Source organism: Salinisphaera aquimarina (assembly GCF_042643355.1).
GTDB lineage: Bacteria > Pseudomonadota > Gammaproteobacteria > Nevskiales > Salinisphaeraceae > Salinisphaera > Salinisphaera aquimarina.
On sequence record NZ_JBHRSS010000004.1, the window covers coordinates 163,614 to 177,721 of the forward strand.

At 62.7% G+C, this 14,108-nt stretch carries 15 protein-coding genes and 2 tRNA genes; 8 read left to right on the forward strand and 9 right to left on the reverse strand.

Annotated features, from left to right (window positions below):
• Positions 1–51: 51 nt before the first annotated feature.
• Complete coding sequence (locus ACFOSU_RS11090; RefSeq protein ID WP_380689567.1) at positions 52–906, forward strand: N-acetylmuramoyl-L-alanine amidase; 855 nt, start codon at positions 52–54, stop codon at positions 904–906.
• 76 nt (positions 907–982) lie between these two features.
• Here ACFOSU_RS11090 and ACFOSU_RS11095 read toward each other — a convergent pair whose 3' ends face one another.
• From ACFOSU_RS11095 to ACFOSU_RS11125, 7 genes are all read right to left on the reverse strand, one after another.
• Entirely contained in the window at positions 983–1,738 is a 756-nt protein-coding gene (locus tag ACFOSU_RS11095; RefSeq protein ID WP_380689568.1) for a metal ABC transporter permease, read from the reverse strand.
• Positions 1,739–1,881: 143 nt separating this feature from the next.
• Positions 1,882–2,955: an FUSC family protein gene (locus ACFOSU_RS11100; RefSeq protein ID WP_380689569.1), complete on the reverse strand. Its 1,074-nt coding sequence runs from the start codon at positions 2,953–2,955 to the stop codon at positions 1,882–1,884.
• A gap of 199 nt (positions 2,956–3,154) precedes the next feature.
• Positions 3,155–4,312 carry a 5-(carboxyamino)imidazole ribonucleotide synthase gene (locus tag ACFOSU_RS11105; RefSeq protein WP_380689571.1) on the reverse strand — a complete coding sequence of 386 codons (1,158 nt, stop codon included), beginning with the start codon at positions 4,310–4,312 and terminating at the stop codon, positions 3,155–3,157.
• Positions 4,309–4,803 carry a 5-(carboxyamino)imidazole ribonucleotide mutase gene (gene purE, locus ACFOSU_RS11110; RefSeq protein WP_380689573.1) on the reverse strand — a complete coding sequence of 165 codons (495 nt, stop codon included), beginning with the start codon at positions 4,801–4,803 and terminating at the stop codon, positions 4,309–4,311. Before purE ends, ACFOSU_RS11105 begins: the two co-directional genes overlap by 4 nt.
• 224 nt (positions 4,804–5,027) lie before the next feature.
• Positions 5,028–5,645: a TPM domain-containing protein gene (locus ACFOSU_RS11115; protein ID WP_380689575.1), complete on the reverse strand. Its 618-nt coding sequence runs from the start codon at positions 5,643–5,645 to the stop codon at positions 5,028–5,030.
• Between the two features lie 15 nt (positions 5,646–5,660).
• The gene (locus ACFOSU_RS11120; RefSeq protein ID WP_380689577.1) at positions 5,661–6,416 is read right to left on the reverse strand and encodes a TPM domain-containing protein; all 756 of its coding nucleotides are present in this window, start codon (positions 6,414–6,416) and stop codon (positions 5,661–5,663) included.
• Positions 6,416–6,979 carry a LemA family protein gene (locus tag ACFOSU_RS11125; RefSeq protein WP_380690019.1) on the reverse strand — a complete coding sequence of 188 codons (564 nt, stop codon included), beginning with the start codon at positions 6,977–6,979 and terminating at the stop codon, positions 6,416–6,418. Before ACFOSU_RS11125 ends, ACFOSU_RS11120 begins: the two co-directional genes overlap by 1 nt.
• Positions 6,980–7,211: 232 nt before the next feature.
• Here ACFOSU_RS11125 and ACFOSU_RS11130 point away from each other — a divergent pair, with 232 nt between their 5' ends.
• On the forward strand, positions 7,212–7,781 hold the full coding sequence (locus ACFOSU_RS11130; protein WP_380689579.1) for an SRPBCC family protein: 570 nt from the start codon (positions 7,212–7,214) through the stop codon (positions 7,779–7,781).
• Positions 7,782–8,006: 225 nt separating this feature from the next.
• Here the strand turns inward: ACFOSU_RS11130 and ACFOSU_RS11135 are convergent, their stop codons facing one another.
• Together ACFOSU_RS11135 and ACFOSU_RS11140 are read right to left on the reverse strand one after the other, a co-directional pair.
• Positions 8,007–9,026 carry a class I fructose-bisphosphate aldolase gene (locus ACFOSU_RS11135; protein WP_380689581.1) on the reverse strand — a complete coding sequence of 340 codons (1,020 nt, stop codon included), beginning with the start codon at positions 9,024–9,026 and terminating at the stop codon, positions 8,007–8,009.
• 84 nt (positions 9,027–9,110) lie between these two features.
• Positions 9,111–9,200, reverse strand: a tRNA-Ser gene (locus tag ACFOSU_RS11140).
• Positions 9,201–9,457: 257 nt separating this feature from the next.
• On the opposite strand from ACFOSU_RS11140, the gene ACFOSU_RS11145 reads away from it, so the two are divergent.
• The 6 genes from ACFOSU_RS11145 (at position 9,458) to ACFOSU_RS11170 (ending at position 14,087) form a co-directional block, all read left to right on the forward strand.
• Positions 9,458–11,221 (forward strand): amidase, encoded by a 1,764-nt coding sequence (locus tag ACFOSU_RS11145; protein ID WP_380689583.1) that lies wholly within the window; start codon positions 9,458–9,460, stop codon positions 11,219–11,221.
• 166 nt (positions 11,222–11,387) lie between these two features.
• A tRNA-Thr gene (locus ACFOSU_RS11150) sits at positions 11,388–11,463 on the forward strand.
• Positions 11,464–11,588: 125 nt separating this feature from the next.
• Positions 11,589–12,134, forward strand: coding sequence for a GspH/FimT family pseudopilin (locus ACFOSU_RS11155; protein WP_380689585.1), 546 nt, complete (start codon positions 11,589–11,591; stop codon positions 12,132–12,134).
• Complete coding sequence (gene pilV, locus ACFOSU_RS11160) at positions 12,131–12,727, forward strand: type IV pilus modification protein PilV (RefSeq protein ID WP_380689587.1); 597 nt, start codon at positions 12,131–12,133, stop codon at positions 12,725–12,727. Before ACFOSU_RS11155 ends, pilV begins: the two co-directional genes overlap by 4 nt.
• Positions 12,700–13,491 carry a PilW family protein gene (locus ACFOSU_RS11165; RefSeq protein WP_380689589.1) on the forward strand — a complete coding sequence of 264 codons (792 nt, stop codon included), beginning with the start codon at positions 12,700–12,702 and terminating at the stop codon, positions 13,489–13,491. The genes pilV and ACFOSU_RS11165 overlap by 28 nt, the downstream gene beginning before the upstream one ends.
• Positions 13,488–14,087 (forward strand): pilus assembly PilX family protein, encoded by a 600-nt coding sequence (locus ACFOSU_RS11170; protein ID WP_380689591.1) that lies wholly within the window; start codon positions 13,488–13,490, stop codon positions 14,085–14,087. The genes ACFOSU_RS11165 and ACFOSU_RS11170 overlap by 4 nt, the downstream gene beginning before the upstream one ends.
• Positions 14,088–14,108 lie beyond the last annotated feature (21 nt).

Sequence of the window (14,108 nt, forward strand, 5' to 3'; positions counted from 1 at the left end):
ATAACGATATTGTTTTCGCCGCCGCCCCTGCGCCGCGCCTTCCGGATCTTCATGTCGTATTCGTCTTCCGCCCGCCCTGTGCATATTGCGGGGTGGCCAGGCCTGCTGTTGTGTTTGCTCGCGCTGGGCGCCTGTACCCCCGCGACCTTGAAGGAACGCCCCGGTTACTGGGCCGACCAGAGCGTTGCGGCAAAAGCCTTCAACCATCGTGTTCGTTTTCTCGTGCTGCACTACACCGGCGGCGACGGTCCGAGAGCCCTCAACGTACTGACCGGGCCGTCGGTGAGTTCGCATTATCTGGTCGCGACCGCGCCGCCGGCGCACAGCGGCGAGCCGATCGTTCGCCAACTCGTACCCGAATACGAACGCGCATGGCATGCGGGCACCAGTAGCTGGGGCGGCCGCCACCATCTCAACGACAGCTCCATCGGAATCGAAATCGTCAATGCCGGGCCGATCGAGACTGCCAACGGCAACGCCTGGCAGGGCTTCCGGCAGGATCAGATTGCCGCCGTGAGTTCGCTGTCGAAAGACATCGTGACGCGTTATGCCATCGCGCCTGAGAATGTCGTCGGGCATGCCGATATCGCCCCCGGTCGGAAGGTGGATCCGGGCCCGGCGTTTCCCTGGGAAGCACTCTATCGGCAAGGAATCGGCGCCTGGCCGGACGCGACCCGGGTGGCCGCCTATCGCAACCAATTTGCCGGGGCGATGCCCAGTCTCGCTGCCATCCAGAGTGCCCTCGCACGCTACGGCTACGACGTACCGGTGACGGGCGTACTCGATCAGCGCACCCACGCGGTGGTGGTGTCTTTCCAGATGCATTTTCGGCCGGCCCGCTATGACGGCGTGCCGGATCTGGATACCGTGGCCCGGCTATGGGCGCTCAACGACAAATATCGCTGAGCCCGCCACGCACAGAAAAACGGCGCCCTCGGGCGCCGTTTTCCGTTTGCCCTAACGGGCATGAAGCGGCTCTGGATTACATCGGCGGTACGGTACCGTCTATGCCCACCATCACGAGCTTGGCCTCGAACGGCTGGCTGCCCTCGGGGCCGGCGATGAAGACGTGCGCGCCTTTCTCGAAATCGCTTTTACTACCCTTCTGCAGCGCCACAACAGGCACATCCTTGGGGATGTCGACCATCTTGCTGCCATCGCCGTAGTCGAGTTTGACCGACATGGTATCGCCGCTCTTGGACTCGGTGACGGTGCCGTTGGTCATGGTGGAACCGCTACCCATGCTGAAGCCCGAATCCGCTTTTTTCGAATCGGCTTTTTCGACCGTGCCGTTGGTCATGCTCGAGCCGCTGCCCATCGACATCTCGGACGAGCCGCCGGTCTTGACCTGCGACGGCGACAGATCCCAGGCGTAGTCACCCAGGCCCGTGCCTTTCATGGAATCGGGGAAGACCACTACTTCGAGCGCCTTGTTGCCCGAGCCGTCCTCGACGTTGGCGGTACCGATGAACGTACCTTCCTTGACTTCGTCCAGGCTGCTGGGCACCACGCCTGCTATCTTGGTACTCGATGCCACGGCGATTTCACGCGTCGCGCCATGGTCGGTCTTCATGGTGAAGCCGCTGTCGCTGATCTTGGTGATCGTACCGCGCAGATGCACGGTCTTCGTCTTGTTGTCGCTGCTATCCGCGGCAAACGCGGTGGTCGCGACAAGCGTGCCGCTGACGACCAGTGCCGCTGCGACCAAAGCCACATTGCGTAATTTCGATTGTTGCATTGAGCATACCTCGTTTTTGTGTAGAAACACCTTAACACAGCCACGATGACGCTCTGGTTGCACGGGGTTGTGGCAATACAGCGCGGCCCCGGGAAATCGGGCTAACCCACTGAAGACATACGCGGATTGCGACACCAGGCGTCCTACTTGAGGTGCAGACCCGTGATCAGCGTACTCATCTGCTCGACCTGTTCAGAGAGACGCTGAGCCAGCCAGTAGGATCCCTGCAACTCGTAGTGCAGCGTACGATCCGGGGTCGGTCCGCCAGCGGGCTCGACGATGCGACGATCCATCTTCTGCAGCCGCCGCATGTCCCCCGAACGCAACGCCCTCGACATCGCCAGCAACCGGCGCCGTATGGTCGAGCGCGGCGCCGCCAGCACGTCGCCCGTAGCGCCCCATTCCACCGCGGCCGGGCGGTGCGCCGCAGCTACCGCCAGCATTTCCAGCGCGCTGATGATGGAGCGATGCAGTCGCTGGATCTCTTCCAGCTGCGCCGGTGCGACGTTGAGTTCCTTGGCGGCCGGCGCGATCAGCGAGCGCAGCTTCACAAGGCGGCCGCTCAGGCGCGCGAAGTTATAGACCTGTTCCTGCGCGGTCATGGGCTCGCCCATCATCACTCGTGGGTACAGACGCGCACATTCGCGCAGATTTTCCGCCAGCCGGAAGCGCCAGTCGTAGGTGGCGTAGAGCGGAAACGCGAACGAGAAAACGAGCGCGATCACGGTGCCGATCGCGACGTTGAAGGCGCGCCACAGCCCGATGTCGATGGGATTGTCGCCGTGCCCGGCGACGATGCTGAGCGTGATCGCCGTCAACAACGCGATATAACCGGCCTTGCCGACCGCGAAATAGGCGCACACCCCGGCAAGCAGCGATACCAGCACGTAGGTGAAGGCGACAGAGCCGATCAGCGTGTGCTGCGCGATCAACAACAGCCCGAGTGCCGCACCGATTGCGGTGGCCAGCCCGCGCTCGGCCGCCTTCTTGCGGATATTGCCGTGATGCTGGAGGCCGCCGATCACCACGAGCAGGGTCACAGAGGCCCAGAACCCGTGCGGAATCCCGAGACCGGATGTCAGTGCAATCGAGAACAGCATCGCCACGGCCACGCGCACGGCATGCAGATAGCGCGCGTTGCGGTAGCGATAGTACGGCGAGCGCAGCTGATGCAGCGCTCGCGCGATCGGGTTGCGACGCGCGGGTTCGGCGCTCATGACGGCATATCCGGCCACAGAACGGCGTCGGCGCGACTCATCCTGGGGGCTTCGCCGTGCCCGGCGATTGCGCGCAGATACGGCTTCCGAGACGCATCATACGGTCGCTCTTACGCGGTAATCCGCTTGCGGAGCGAGCTCGCCGTCGGCGTGACGACGAACTCGGCAATGCATATGCGCTTCGGTAGGGCACGGCCGGTCACGACCGCCGCACCGCGGACTCGGCCGTGAGCGCCGCCCGCGCGTCCATGACCCGCCGTGCCGCCTGTTCGCCGCTGTCGCCGAAGGCCACCATATGGCCCATCTTGCGTCCCGGTCGCGCCTCGGCCTTGCCGTACAGATGCAGCTTGAGTTCGGGATCGGCAAGCGCGGCGCGCCAGTCCGGCATGCCATGCTCCCATAGATCGCCCAGCAGGTTGACCATGGCCGAGGGTCGCAAGCGGCGCGTATCGCCCAGCGGCAGTGCGCACACGGCCCGCAGCTGCTGCTCGAACTGGCTGGTCACGCAGGCATCGAAACTGAAATGCCCGGAATTGTGCGGACGCGGCGCGACTTCGTTGATCAACAGTGTGCCGTCGGTACAGAGGAAAAATTCCACGCACAGCACGCCGACCACATCCAGCGCTTCGAGCACGCCGCGGGCGATGGCCACGGCTTGGTCGACAATCGCCGGATCGATATCCGGATCCGGAATCGAGACATCGAGGATATGGTTCGCGTGGCGATTTTCGGTCACCCCGAAATGGGCGAACTCACCGTCGCAGCCACGCGCCGCGACCACTGAAATCTCGCAATCGAAATCGATGAAGCCTTCCAGCACCGCTTCGCCGGCGCCGATCGCCTGCCAGGCCGAATCCGCCTCATCGGCGCTGCGAATCACGACCTGGCCCTTGCCGTCGTAACCGAAGCCGGCGGTCTTGAGCACACAGGGCGTACCGATTCGCGCCAGCGCCGCGTCCAGCGTGGCGCGGTCGGGCACATGTTCGAACGGTGCGGTCGGGAACCCGGCGTCGGCGAGAAAATCCTTCTCGCGCTGGCGATGCTGGGCGATATGCAGCACACGGCCGTCTGGGCGCACCGGCACATGACGCGCGGCCGCCAGCGCCGCTTCATGGGGCACGTTCTCGAATTCGAAGGTGACCACATCCACGCGGCTGGCGAACTCGGCGATCGCATCCAGATCGTTGTAATCGCCCACCGCCTCGCGGTCGGCGACCTGGCCCATCGGCGTGTCATCGCCGGGCGAGAATGTATGCACGCGATAACCCATGCGGCGGGCGGAGAGCGCGAACATGCGTCCGAGCTGGCCGCTGCCGAGCACGCCGACCGTCGCTCCGGGCAGTATCGGGCGGCTCATGGCAGGGTGTCGGCGCTTACTTTCGCCGCCTGCCGTTCACGGAATGCGGCCAGCTCCGCGCGTAGTTCCAGGCGTTCACCGGCGAGCATGGCGATCGCAAACAATGCCGCATTCTTGGCACCGGAGGCGCCGATCGCGAACGTGGCGGTCGGCACCCCGCCCGGCATCTGCACTATGGACAGCAAGGAGTCGAGTCCGCTGAGGGCACGGCTTTGCACCGGTACGCCGAGCACGGGAACAAGCGTCTGGGCGGCCACCATGCCCGGCAGGTGCGCGGCGCCGCCGGCGCCGGCGATGATCGCCCGCAGCCCGCGTTCTTCGGCCGTGTGGGCATAGTCACGCATGACATCCGGCGTGCGGTGGGCCGAGACCACACGGCATTCGTGTGCGACCCCGAACTCGTCGAGCATCTCATGCGCGTGGGACATGGTGTCCCAATCGGACTTGCTGCCCATGATCACGCCAATCAGCGGCTTGTTGTCGTCGGCCATCTCGCCCCCTGCACCCATCGCAGAAAAGCGGATTAGTCTACCAACATAAGCACGGGCGCGGGCAGCGGCCTGCGCCGTAGAAGCACATGCGGCTGCAAACGCGTCGATTCGAGCCGATTTTCCGCTCGTTTTCTTTAAATGGAACCACCATTCGCCTCAAATGATCGAATAATCTGACACGAATCCGCGCGCTCTCGCCCACACGATTCCTACAACGAAGACGCTTACTCCAGCACAACCAGACGATTGGGCAGTTCATTGCGTTCGTGCGTCGCGGGAACGGCCGTCTTCAGATGGCCACCGCAGGCCTCGATGCAGTCCAGAAAGCCGGCCAGCGTCTCGCCTTTGCCGACCTGGACGGTAAAACGTTCGACGATCGATGCCCAGGTGCTGTCGTCCAGGCGCGCGGAAATGCCGCGATCGACCAGAATCTCGACATAACGCTCGGCCTCGGACACGAATATGAGCATGCCTGTGCCGGCCGTGGTGTGGTGCAGGTTCTGCTCCAGGAACTGTCGTCGGGCAAGATTCGACGCGCGCCAGTGACGGATCTTGCGCGGGATCAGGCGTGTTGTTACCGCCGGAACCCGGAACACCAGCGCCAGCAGCACGAATACCGCCCACTGCAGCAACAGCAGCGTGCTCGCATGCATGGCGGTAGTAAAGAACAGGACGGCCCCGGGCACGATCAACGCGATCAGGCCTGCCCACAGCAGCGGGATATATCGATAATCGTCGGCCTGAGGGGCCAGTACCGTCACCAGTTCCGCGTCGGTCTCGCGTTCGATCCGGTCTATGGCGTCGGCAACACGGGCACGTTCGTTGTCATCAAGCATGGACATTGTCAGGTATCTCTCTTACCAGCCGCCGGACGCGCCGCCGCCGCCAAAACCACCGCCGCCGCCGGAGAATCCGCCGCCACCGAAACCGCCACTGCTACCACCACCAAAACCGCCGCCCATCAGGATCGGCACGCCGAGCATGGAGCGTCTGCGCCGCCCGCCCTTGCCGCCACCACCGCCGCTACCGAACAACAGCATGATCACGATCATCAGGCCGAAAAAGCCGAACGATTTGAGAATCGACGGCCGCTCGTGCTGGCCATCCGATCGCTGCTCGGGTTCGGCCAACGGGTCGCCACCCAGCACGCGGATCATGGCCGCGGTGCCATCGGCGATACCCTGGGCGAAATCGCCCTGACGAAACGCGGGCGTGATGATGTTGTTGATGATGACCGATGACTGGGCGTCGGTGAGCCGCCCTTCCAGGCCGTAACCCGCCTCGATACGAATCTTGTGCTCGGCTTTGGCTACGATCAGCAGCGCGCCGTTGTCACTATCCTTGTCGCCGATGCCCCAGTGGCGACCGAGCTGGTAGCCATAGTCCTCGATCGGCTCGCCGCCGAGATCCGGTACGGTGACGACGACGATCTGTTCACCCGTTTTCTGCTCATGCGCTTCGAGCATGTCGCTGATACGGGCCTGCTGAGCGCCGTCGAGCAGGGCCGCGTTGTCGACAACGCGCCCGGTCAGTTCGGGAAACTCGGGTGCCGCCTGGGCGTTGCCCGCGACGAACAATGCTGAAAAGACGACGATGGCCAACCATCGCCGCATCAGAAACTGACCTTCGGTGCCTGGTCCGCGTTTTCTGCCGTCGCCTGGAAATTGGCATGTGGCTGCATATCGCTATACAGCACCATATGCCACAGCTTGCCGGGGAACGTGCGCAGCTCGGTGTTATAGCGTTGCACCGCCTGGATGAAATCGCGACGCGCCACGGCGATCCGATTTTCGGTGCCTTCAAGCTGGGACTGCAGCGCCAGGAAATTCTGATTGGACTTGAGATCAGGATAGCGTTCGGACACGGCCATCAGACGGCTCAGCGCGCTCGAAAGCTCGCCCTGCGCCTGCTGGAACTGTTGGAGTTTCTGCGGATTGTCGAGAATGCTGTCATCTACCTGGATCGACGTCGCCTTGGACCGCGCCTCGATTACGGCGGTCAGCGTCTCGCGTTCCTGATTGGCGAAGCCCTTGACCGTTTCCACCAGATTGGGCACCAGATCCGCACGCCGCTGGTACTGGTTCTCGACCTGCGCCCAGGCCGCGTTGACCTGTTCGTCGTAGGTCGGAATGTTGTTGACGCCGCAGCCGGCCAGCGACATCACCACACACATCATCAAAACGAGCGCGACCCCGCGGGATCGGCGCGAAAGCGCTGTATTGGGCATCGACTACACTCCGTGAATATGGGTATCGGTTACACGCGCACTTTACGGCAAAGCCCGGGCACCGTGGCAGACCTATCGAAAGATCTTTTGGTAATGCGCATAACCCCGGTATACATTGACCGTCGTGCGCCCCGGTTCGCGGTGCGACGAAATCAACAACAATAGTATCGAGGAGCATTGAATGAATATTCGCGCCAAGCGCTTCAATACCACCGCCACCCTTGTCCTGACGACCTGCGTGTCGGCCCTTCTGGCCACCCCTGCGTTCGCCGCCGACAAGGATGCCTCGGCCATGGCCGATCACGCCAAGAAAGGCAGTATCACCGTGACCCAGAGCAAGGTGATCGACGCTGCGCCCGACGAGGTGTGGAGCACGGTCCGCGATTTCGATGCACTCAGTCTCTGGCATCCCGCCGTTGAAAGCAGCGATATCGCCAAGGGCGAAAACAACAAGCCCGGCGCCCAACGTCATCTGACCCTGAGCGACGGCGGCACCGTGGACGAACAGCTGATCAGCTGGGACGACGCGGGCATGAGCTATAGCTACAAGATCCTCGGTGGCGTGCTGCCGGTGTCCAACTATGTGTCCACGATCGCGGTGGAAGCCGAAGGCGACGAGCGATCGCGCCTGATCTGGAAGGGCCAGTTCGACCCCGCCGAGGGCCAGACCGCCGACAAGGCGAAAACGGTCATTACCAGCGTCTACGACGCAGGCCTGAACAATGTCGATACGATGATGTCCGGCGACTGATTCGCGCCATCGTTACCGATGAGAGCCGGCGTTCGCGCCGGCTTTTTTTTGTCGCCGCCGCGCAGATTCGTTAGTCATGAGTCGAATCAACACGTCGCTCTGCCGCCCGTTTTGACTCGAGCCGCGCTCCACACACCCAACCAGAGACTGGTCGTCATCGCGATCCCGCGGCATAAAAAAAGCCCGGAACATGTCCGGGCTTTTCACGCAGACGCTGGCCTGTGACTAGGCAGCGCTTTCCATATCGGCGCTGTACTCGCCGCGGGCGGCGGCCGAGTTGTTGCGCGCACGCTTGAAATACGCCTTCTGGGCGGCCTCGATATTCTCGGGCTTGCCACGCCACGCATCCAGCGCAGGCGCCTGGAGGGCACGGCCGTATGAAAACGACAGCTTCCAGGCATGCGGGCCGCGCTTGTTCATTGCATTCAGATGCGCAGTGGCCACTTCATCGCTCTGTCCGCCGGACAGGAAGACGATGCCCGGCACGGCGGCCGGCACCCGGCGCCGCAGACAACGCAGGGTCGCGTCCGCCACCTGAGCCACATCGGCCTGCTGGCCGCATTTCTTGCCTGAGATGACCATGTTCGGCTTGAGCAGCATGCCTTCGAGCAGGATCTGCTGCTGCTTGAGCTCCGTGAAAACCGCATCGAGCACACGGTCGGTGACTTGTTCGCAGCGCTCGAGCGTGTTCTCTCCGTCCATCAGGACTTCCGGCTCCACGATCGGCACGATGCCGGCTTCCTGGCACAGCGCGGCGTAGCGGGCCAGCGCGTTGGCGTTGACGCCGATGCAGTAATCCGTGGGGCGCTCGTCGGTGATATCGATGACGGCGCGCCACTTGGCGAAGCGCGCACCCGCATCCGCGTATTCCTTGAGACGATCACGCAGGCCGTCCAGGCCTTCGGTGATCATTTCCTCGGGGCTGCCCGCCAGCGGCTTGGCGCCCTTGTCGACCTTGATGCCCGGAATCACGCCCTTGTCGGCGAGCAGTTTGGAAAACAACGTGCCGTCGTCGGCTTTCTGGAACAGCGTCTCCTCGAACAGGATCACGCCGCTGATGAAGTCCTCGGAACCCTCTGTCGTGAACAGCAGATTGCGATAGGCCTGGCGCGTGGCTTCGGTGGATTCGACGCCAATGCCGTCGAGCCGTTTCTTGATCGTGCCGGTCGATTCGTCGGCGGCGAGAATGCCCTTGCCGTCGGCGACGAGTGCCTTGGCGGTATCGATAAGTGCTTTTTCGTGCATGCGCGAGTCCGTAAGTGAGCCAATTTCGCGGGATTTTACCGCAAAAAATGGATCAACGAGAACCCGCGCCGGCCAAACCAGAAATGGCGGAGAGGGTGGGATTCGAACCCACGAGGGGTATGAACCCCTGCCGGTTTTCAAGACCGGTGCATTCAACCGCTCTGCCACCTCTCCGCGGACCCGGCCAAAGCAAGGCCGTACAACGTGCGTTGCGCTTGTTGAGCCGGCGGCACGTCGACGCGGCGTATTGTCCGGAACAAGACGGTGTGGACGCAAGTTTTCGAGACAGCATCCGCTGCAAACCGACGCGTTGGCATTGGAATTGCATTTCAGCATTCCGGGGGCGCGCGCATTTTCGTTAATGCGCGTGGACCACTTCTACCTTGCGGCCATTCGGCACAACGCATCCATTACATATTCGAGGGAACCAGATGCACACGAAGCTTTGGGCTTTCACGCTGATACTGTCGGCGCTGCTCGCCGGTTGCGGCGACTCTGACAACGACAGCACGGCAGACAACGATTCTACGCCGCCGACAACGCCCACCGATCCCGCCAACTTCTCGTTCGTAGAGGGCACGATCGCACAGGCGCGTGCCGCCATGAGCGACGGCACGCTGACCTGCAAGACCCTGGTGCAGGGCTATATCGATAGGATCAATGCCTACGACAGCGCCGGCCCCGAACTGCGCAGTGTGATTCGCATCAACCCGCAGGCCATGGACCGAGCCAATCAGCTGGATCTGGCGTTCGAGCGCGATGGCTTCACCGGCCCGCTGCACTGTGTGCCGGTACTGTTGAAAGACAACTTCGATACCCAGGACATCACCACCACCGCCGGCGGCATCGCCCTGGCCTACAACCAGACCCCGGACGATGCGTTCTCGGTGGCCGGCATCGTCAACGCGGGCGGGCTGGTACTCGGCAAAGCCAACCTCGACGAATTCGCCTTCGGTTTCCGCGGCAGCAGTTCGATTCGCGGCCAGGTCAAGAACGCCTATGATCCGACCAAGGGTCCGGGCGGATCTTCGTCCGGCACCGGTGCCGCGATTGCGGCGAGTTTTGCCATGGCCGGCACCGGCTCCGACACCGGTGGCTCTATCCGCGTACCGTCGAGCCTCGAGGGCTTGGTAGGTATCCGCCCGAGCCTTCGCTTGGTGAGCCAGGACGGCATCGTGCCGCTGGCTGCGTCTCAGGACACCGGCGGCCCCATCTGCCGCACCGTCGAGGACTGCGCGCTCATGCTCGACGCCATGACCGGGTTCGACCCCGGCGCCACCAGCAACCAGCGCCAGCAGTTCGCCTATGATTCGCCGCTCATCGACAGCGCCGAGCAGTACGAAATGGTCACCAACCGGCCGGCGACCTATACCGACTTCCTCGCCGCGGATGGCCTCGACGGCGTGCGTATCGCAGCGCTCATGCCCCTGTTCGGCGACGGCAGCGGCGAAAACGCACAGGTACAGAGCGTCCTGATGGCCGCTATAGAGCGAATGCGTGATGCCGGTGCAACCGTGGACATACTCACCGCCGACGATCTGGCCCAGCGCAACGTCGTGCTTTCCGATCTGACCAATTTCGATAGCAACTCGCGCTACGAATTCCGCAACGATCTGACGTCCTATCTCATGACCTGGCCGTCGAGCGGCGATTATCACTACCGCAGCTTTGACGAAGTCGCCGCCAGCATGCTCTACGAAGAGCGTAATCAGGGGACCTTCGATTTCTACGGTGCCATCGGCCGCGCCATCGAAAACACCGACGACAACAGCGAGGAAGCCGTCGCCTATCGCGCCGCCTACCAACGGAATCTAGAGGAGCGCCCGGGTATTGTCCGCGGTGGTCTGCTGCGCATTCTGAACAACCGCGACGCGGACGACGCCTCGGCCAACGCGCTGGGCGCCCCCTACGACGTGCTCCTGTATCCGTCGGTACTGAGCCTGGCGCCCGAACTCGGCAGCTCGCCGAGCACAGGCAGCAACAATCGCCTGAGTCCGTTCTCCGGCTTTCCGGCCCTGACCATGCCGGCCGGCATGGCGGACACGGACCCCGTCCTGCCCGTGGGCATGGAAATGCTCGCACGCGAATTCGACGAACCGACATTGATTCGAATCGCCTACGGCTACGAACAGGTCGCGAGCCCCCGCACGGCGCCGACGTTCACGCCCGAGCTCGCTGACGCCACCGTCGACTGATCCCGAGTCGGGCGCGAGAACTTCGTCCACCAACCTAAAAGGCGGCCCCACAAGGGCTGCCTTTTTCGGGAAACCCCTTCAACATACGAGCCCGCAGCGAATCGTTCGTATGGTGCGTTGTTCAATGCAGGATGATTCTCTATAATCCGCGCCTTGCCGATCCCGGGCCGGGGTAGCTCAGTCGGTAGAGCAACTGATTCGTAATTAGTAGGTCGGAGGTTCGATTCCTCTCCCCGGCACCATCCGCATCTCCCTTGCGCCCAATCCTGCATGTCAGACCCCGCTTCCATCGCCGTTCATCGGCGCGTAATGGTCGCTGGTCGGATCTGCCATAAGGAAAACACGGCACGGTCCGATAGATCCGGGCATGGCGGATAATCACACCAAAGCTGCGTTCAGGGTCGACAGAGCCGGCGGGTTCACGCTGCTCGAGCTCATCGTGACGATAGCCGTGGCCGCGATCCTGCTCGCCGTAGCGATTCCATCCTATCGAAGCATGGTCCAGCGCAATGCCCTCGCGGCCAACGTCAACGATCTCGTGGGCGATCTCAACTACGCACGCGCACAGGCCGTCACGCGCGGTCAGGACGTCTTCATATGCAGCAGCCGCAACCAGACGAGCTGCTCGACCGACGGTGACTGGAGCCAGGGTTGGGTGCTGTATGTCGCCAACGATCCGGCCACAGTGAACCCGACCCCTGCAACGAGCCAGCTGCTCAGGGCTCACGGCGCTGCCGATGCCGGGTTCAGCCTCATGACAACCGAAACAGCGCCGCTGAGCTTCAATTCAAGTGGATTCACGTTAAGCGGCAATCGCACGTTCGTGGCCACAACGAGCGAAGGCACACAGTCGACCACCATCGGCATTGCCGTGACGGGCCGTGTGGAAGTCGAAAGGGACACGTCGTCATGAAGCGCGTGGCCCAACCAACGATAGCCGCTCGCGGATTCACGCTGCTTGAAGCGCTGGTGGCGCTTGTGGTCATTTCAATCGGTTTGCTCGGATTGCTGGGTCTTCAGACGGTTTCGGTCGTCAACACGCAGACCTCGGAGTCCCGAAGCCTTGCCAGCATCGCTGCAGACGATATCGCAGACCGGATTCGCGCAAACCCCGATGGTGCGGCGGACGGTGAATACGACGCCATCGCGCACCCCGCAAAAGATGGCGCGGCCATGCCCTCCCCGGACTGTGCAAAGACGCTTTGTACGGCGCAACAGATGGCCGCACTGGATGCCTGGGAATGGGATCGTGCCATCGGTGGCGACTCGAACGATATCAAGGGGTACTTGCCGAACGGCCGGGGGTACGTCGACTGCACTACCCCGCCGGTTGCCTCAGGCGACCCCTGCCGCGCCTACACGGTGACGATCGGATGGGATGAGCGCGCGGCGCCGTCTGCGGGCGGTCAGCCGACCTCCGCGCCTGCTGCCGGACTTGCGGCATGCGATTCGGATCTTCACACGAACATCGGCAATCAATGTTTCATAACCACCATCCGGCCATGATCAGGCCTGCTCGCCTGAACAGTTCATCGGCCGGCTTCAGCCTCGTCGAATTGATGGTCGCTCTCGTGGTGGGCCTGCTGCTGCTGGCCGGTGTACTGCAGATACTGCTGGGCAACCGCGAAAGCTTCGATGCGCAACGCAGCAAGGCACACCTGCAGGAAAACGCTCGCCTTGCCAGTTTCATCCTCGAAAACACGGTTGCCCATGCCGGGTATCGAACAGAACTGGATAGCAGCGAAACCCACCTTTTCCCCGAGTTCGGCACCCAGTTCGCCGAGGGCGCGGTGGTCAGCGGGCAAGCCAACACGCGCGGTCAGAGCGACACCCTGCGGGTGCGTTTCCAGGGCGAAGGCGGCGTGCACAATTGCCGAGGCACCGCCATCGGCACGACCGACGAGCCGCAGGAAACGAGTTTCGAGTTGTACGTCAACGACGACGATGCACTTATCTGTCACGTAATCGGCGGCGATCGTCAGCCGTTGGTGGAAAACGTGGACCGTTTCGAAGTCCGTTACGGCCTGGATACCGACAACTCGACCACGGGCGTCGACCGCTATGTGTCCGATCTAACCGGCTTCGATGCCACGCAGATCCGCAGCGTCCGCGTGCAATTGTTGCTGCGTAGTGCCCCACAGGAAAACCTTCTGCCCACGGCGAGCGCGCAACAATTCAGCTTCAGCGACCGCTCGACGCAGACATTCACCGACCGACGCGGCCGACTGCTGCTGGACCAGACGATTGCCTTGCGGAACAGCCTGCCATGACCCACCGATACCAGCGCCTCACAGCGCAGACATCCCGCGGTTTCATCCTCGTGACCAGTCTGGTTTTTCTCGTGGTGATCACGTTGCTCGCCGTGTCGGCGATCAATTCCACCACCATTCAGGAACGCATGGCGTCCAACCAGCGCGAGAAATCACGTGCTCGACAAGCGGCGGACGCGGCGTTGCGTCAGGGCGAGTCGCTTCTCGGCGATACCGCCTTCGACAAGGTGCAGACGCCGAACACCACAGTGTCGGTCAAGGTCCGGAACAACGACGACCAGGGTAGCCACGACCTCGATGTCAAACTCTGGCGCAAGAACGACATGTTCGCGACCAGCGCCGAGAAGACAGACCCGGTGGCGTTTCTGAGTCCGAGATTGTGGGCCTTGAACGAGGCACTGGCCTATACGCTCGACGCCGATATGAGCGCAGTTCAGTACTACCTCGAAGACTACCAGTGTCTGGCACGGGATCTGAATCCCGACAGTCGCGCCGTTTGTGACGGCTCGCTTGTCTATCGAATCACGGCACGCGCACAAGGCCAGAACCCGGCCGCCATCGCTGTGACGCAAAGCCTTTACGAAAAACACTATTGACGCACGAGTTCGGGCATATCA

Excerpts from the sequence above, each read along its gene's own strand:
- purE (WP_380689573.1), bottom strand. The coding sequence starts at position 4,803 with ATGGCCGACGACAACAAGCCGCTGATTGGCGTGATCATGGGCAGCAAG.
- ACFOSU_RS11100 (WP_380689569.1), bottom strand. The coding sequence starts at position 2,955 with ATGAGCGCCGAACCCGCGCGTCGCAACCCGATCGCGCGAGCGCTGCAT.
- ACFOSU_RS11120 (WP_380689577.1), bottom strand. The coding sequence starts at position 6,416 with ATGCGGCGATGGTTGGCCATCGTCGTCTTTTCAGCATTGTTCGTCGCG.
- ACFOSU_RS11130 (WP_380689579.1), top strand. The coding sequence starts at position 7,212 with ATGAATATTCGCGCCAAGCGCTTCAATACCACCGCCACCCTTGTCCTG.
- ACFOSU_RS11165 (WP_380689589.1), top strand. The coding sequence starts at position 12,700 with ATGTTTCATAACCACCATCCGGCCATGATCAGGCCTGCTCGCCTGAAC.
- pilV (WP_380689587.1), top strand. The coding sequence starts at position 12,131 with ATGAAGCGCGTGGCCCAACCAACGATAGCCGCTCGCGGATTCACGCTG.
- ACFOSU_RS11170 (WP_380689591.1), top strand. The coding sequence starts at position 13,488 with ATGACCCACCGATACCAGCGCCTCACAGCGCAGACATCCCGCGGTTTC.
- ACFOSU_RS11115 (WP_380689575.1), bottom strand. The coding sequence starts at position 5,645 with ATGTCCATGCTTGATGACAACGAACGTGCCCGTGTTGCCGACGCCATA.
- ACFOSU_RS11145 (WP_380689583.1), top strand. The coding sequence starts at position 9,458 with ATGCACACGAAGCTTTGGGCTTTCACGCTGATACTGTCGGCGCTGCTC.
- ACFOSU_RS11125 (WP_380690019.1), bottom strand. The coding sequence starts at position 6,979 with ATGATGTGTGTGGTGATGTCGCTGGCCGGCTGCGGCGTCAACAACATT.
- ACFOSU_RS11135 (WP_380689581.1), bottom strand. The coding sequence starts at position 9,026 with ATGCACGAAAAAGCACTTATCGATACCGCCAAGGCACTCGTCGCCGAC.
- ACFOSU_RS11155 (WP_380689585.1), top strand. The coding sequence starts at position 11,589 with ATGGCGGATAATCACACCAAAGCTGCGTTCAGGGTCGACAGAGCCGGC.
- ACFOSU_RS11105 (WP_380689571.1), bottom strand. The coding sequence starts at position 4,312 with ATGAGCCGCCCGATACTGCCCGGAGCGACGGTCGGCGTGCTCGGCAGC.
- ACFOSU_RS11095 (WP_380689568.1), bottom strand. The coding sequence starts at position 1,738 with ATGCAACAATCGAAATTACGCAATGTGGCTTTGGTCGCAGCGGCACTG.
- ACFOSU_RS11090 (WP_380689567.1), top strand. The coding sequence starts at position 52 with ATGTCGTATTCGTCTTCCGCCCGCCCTGTGCATATTGCGGGGTGGCCA.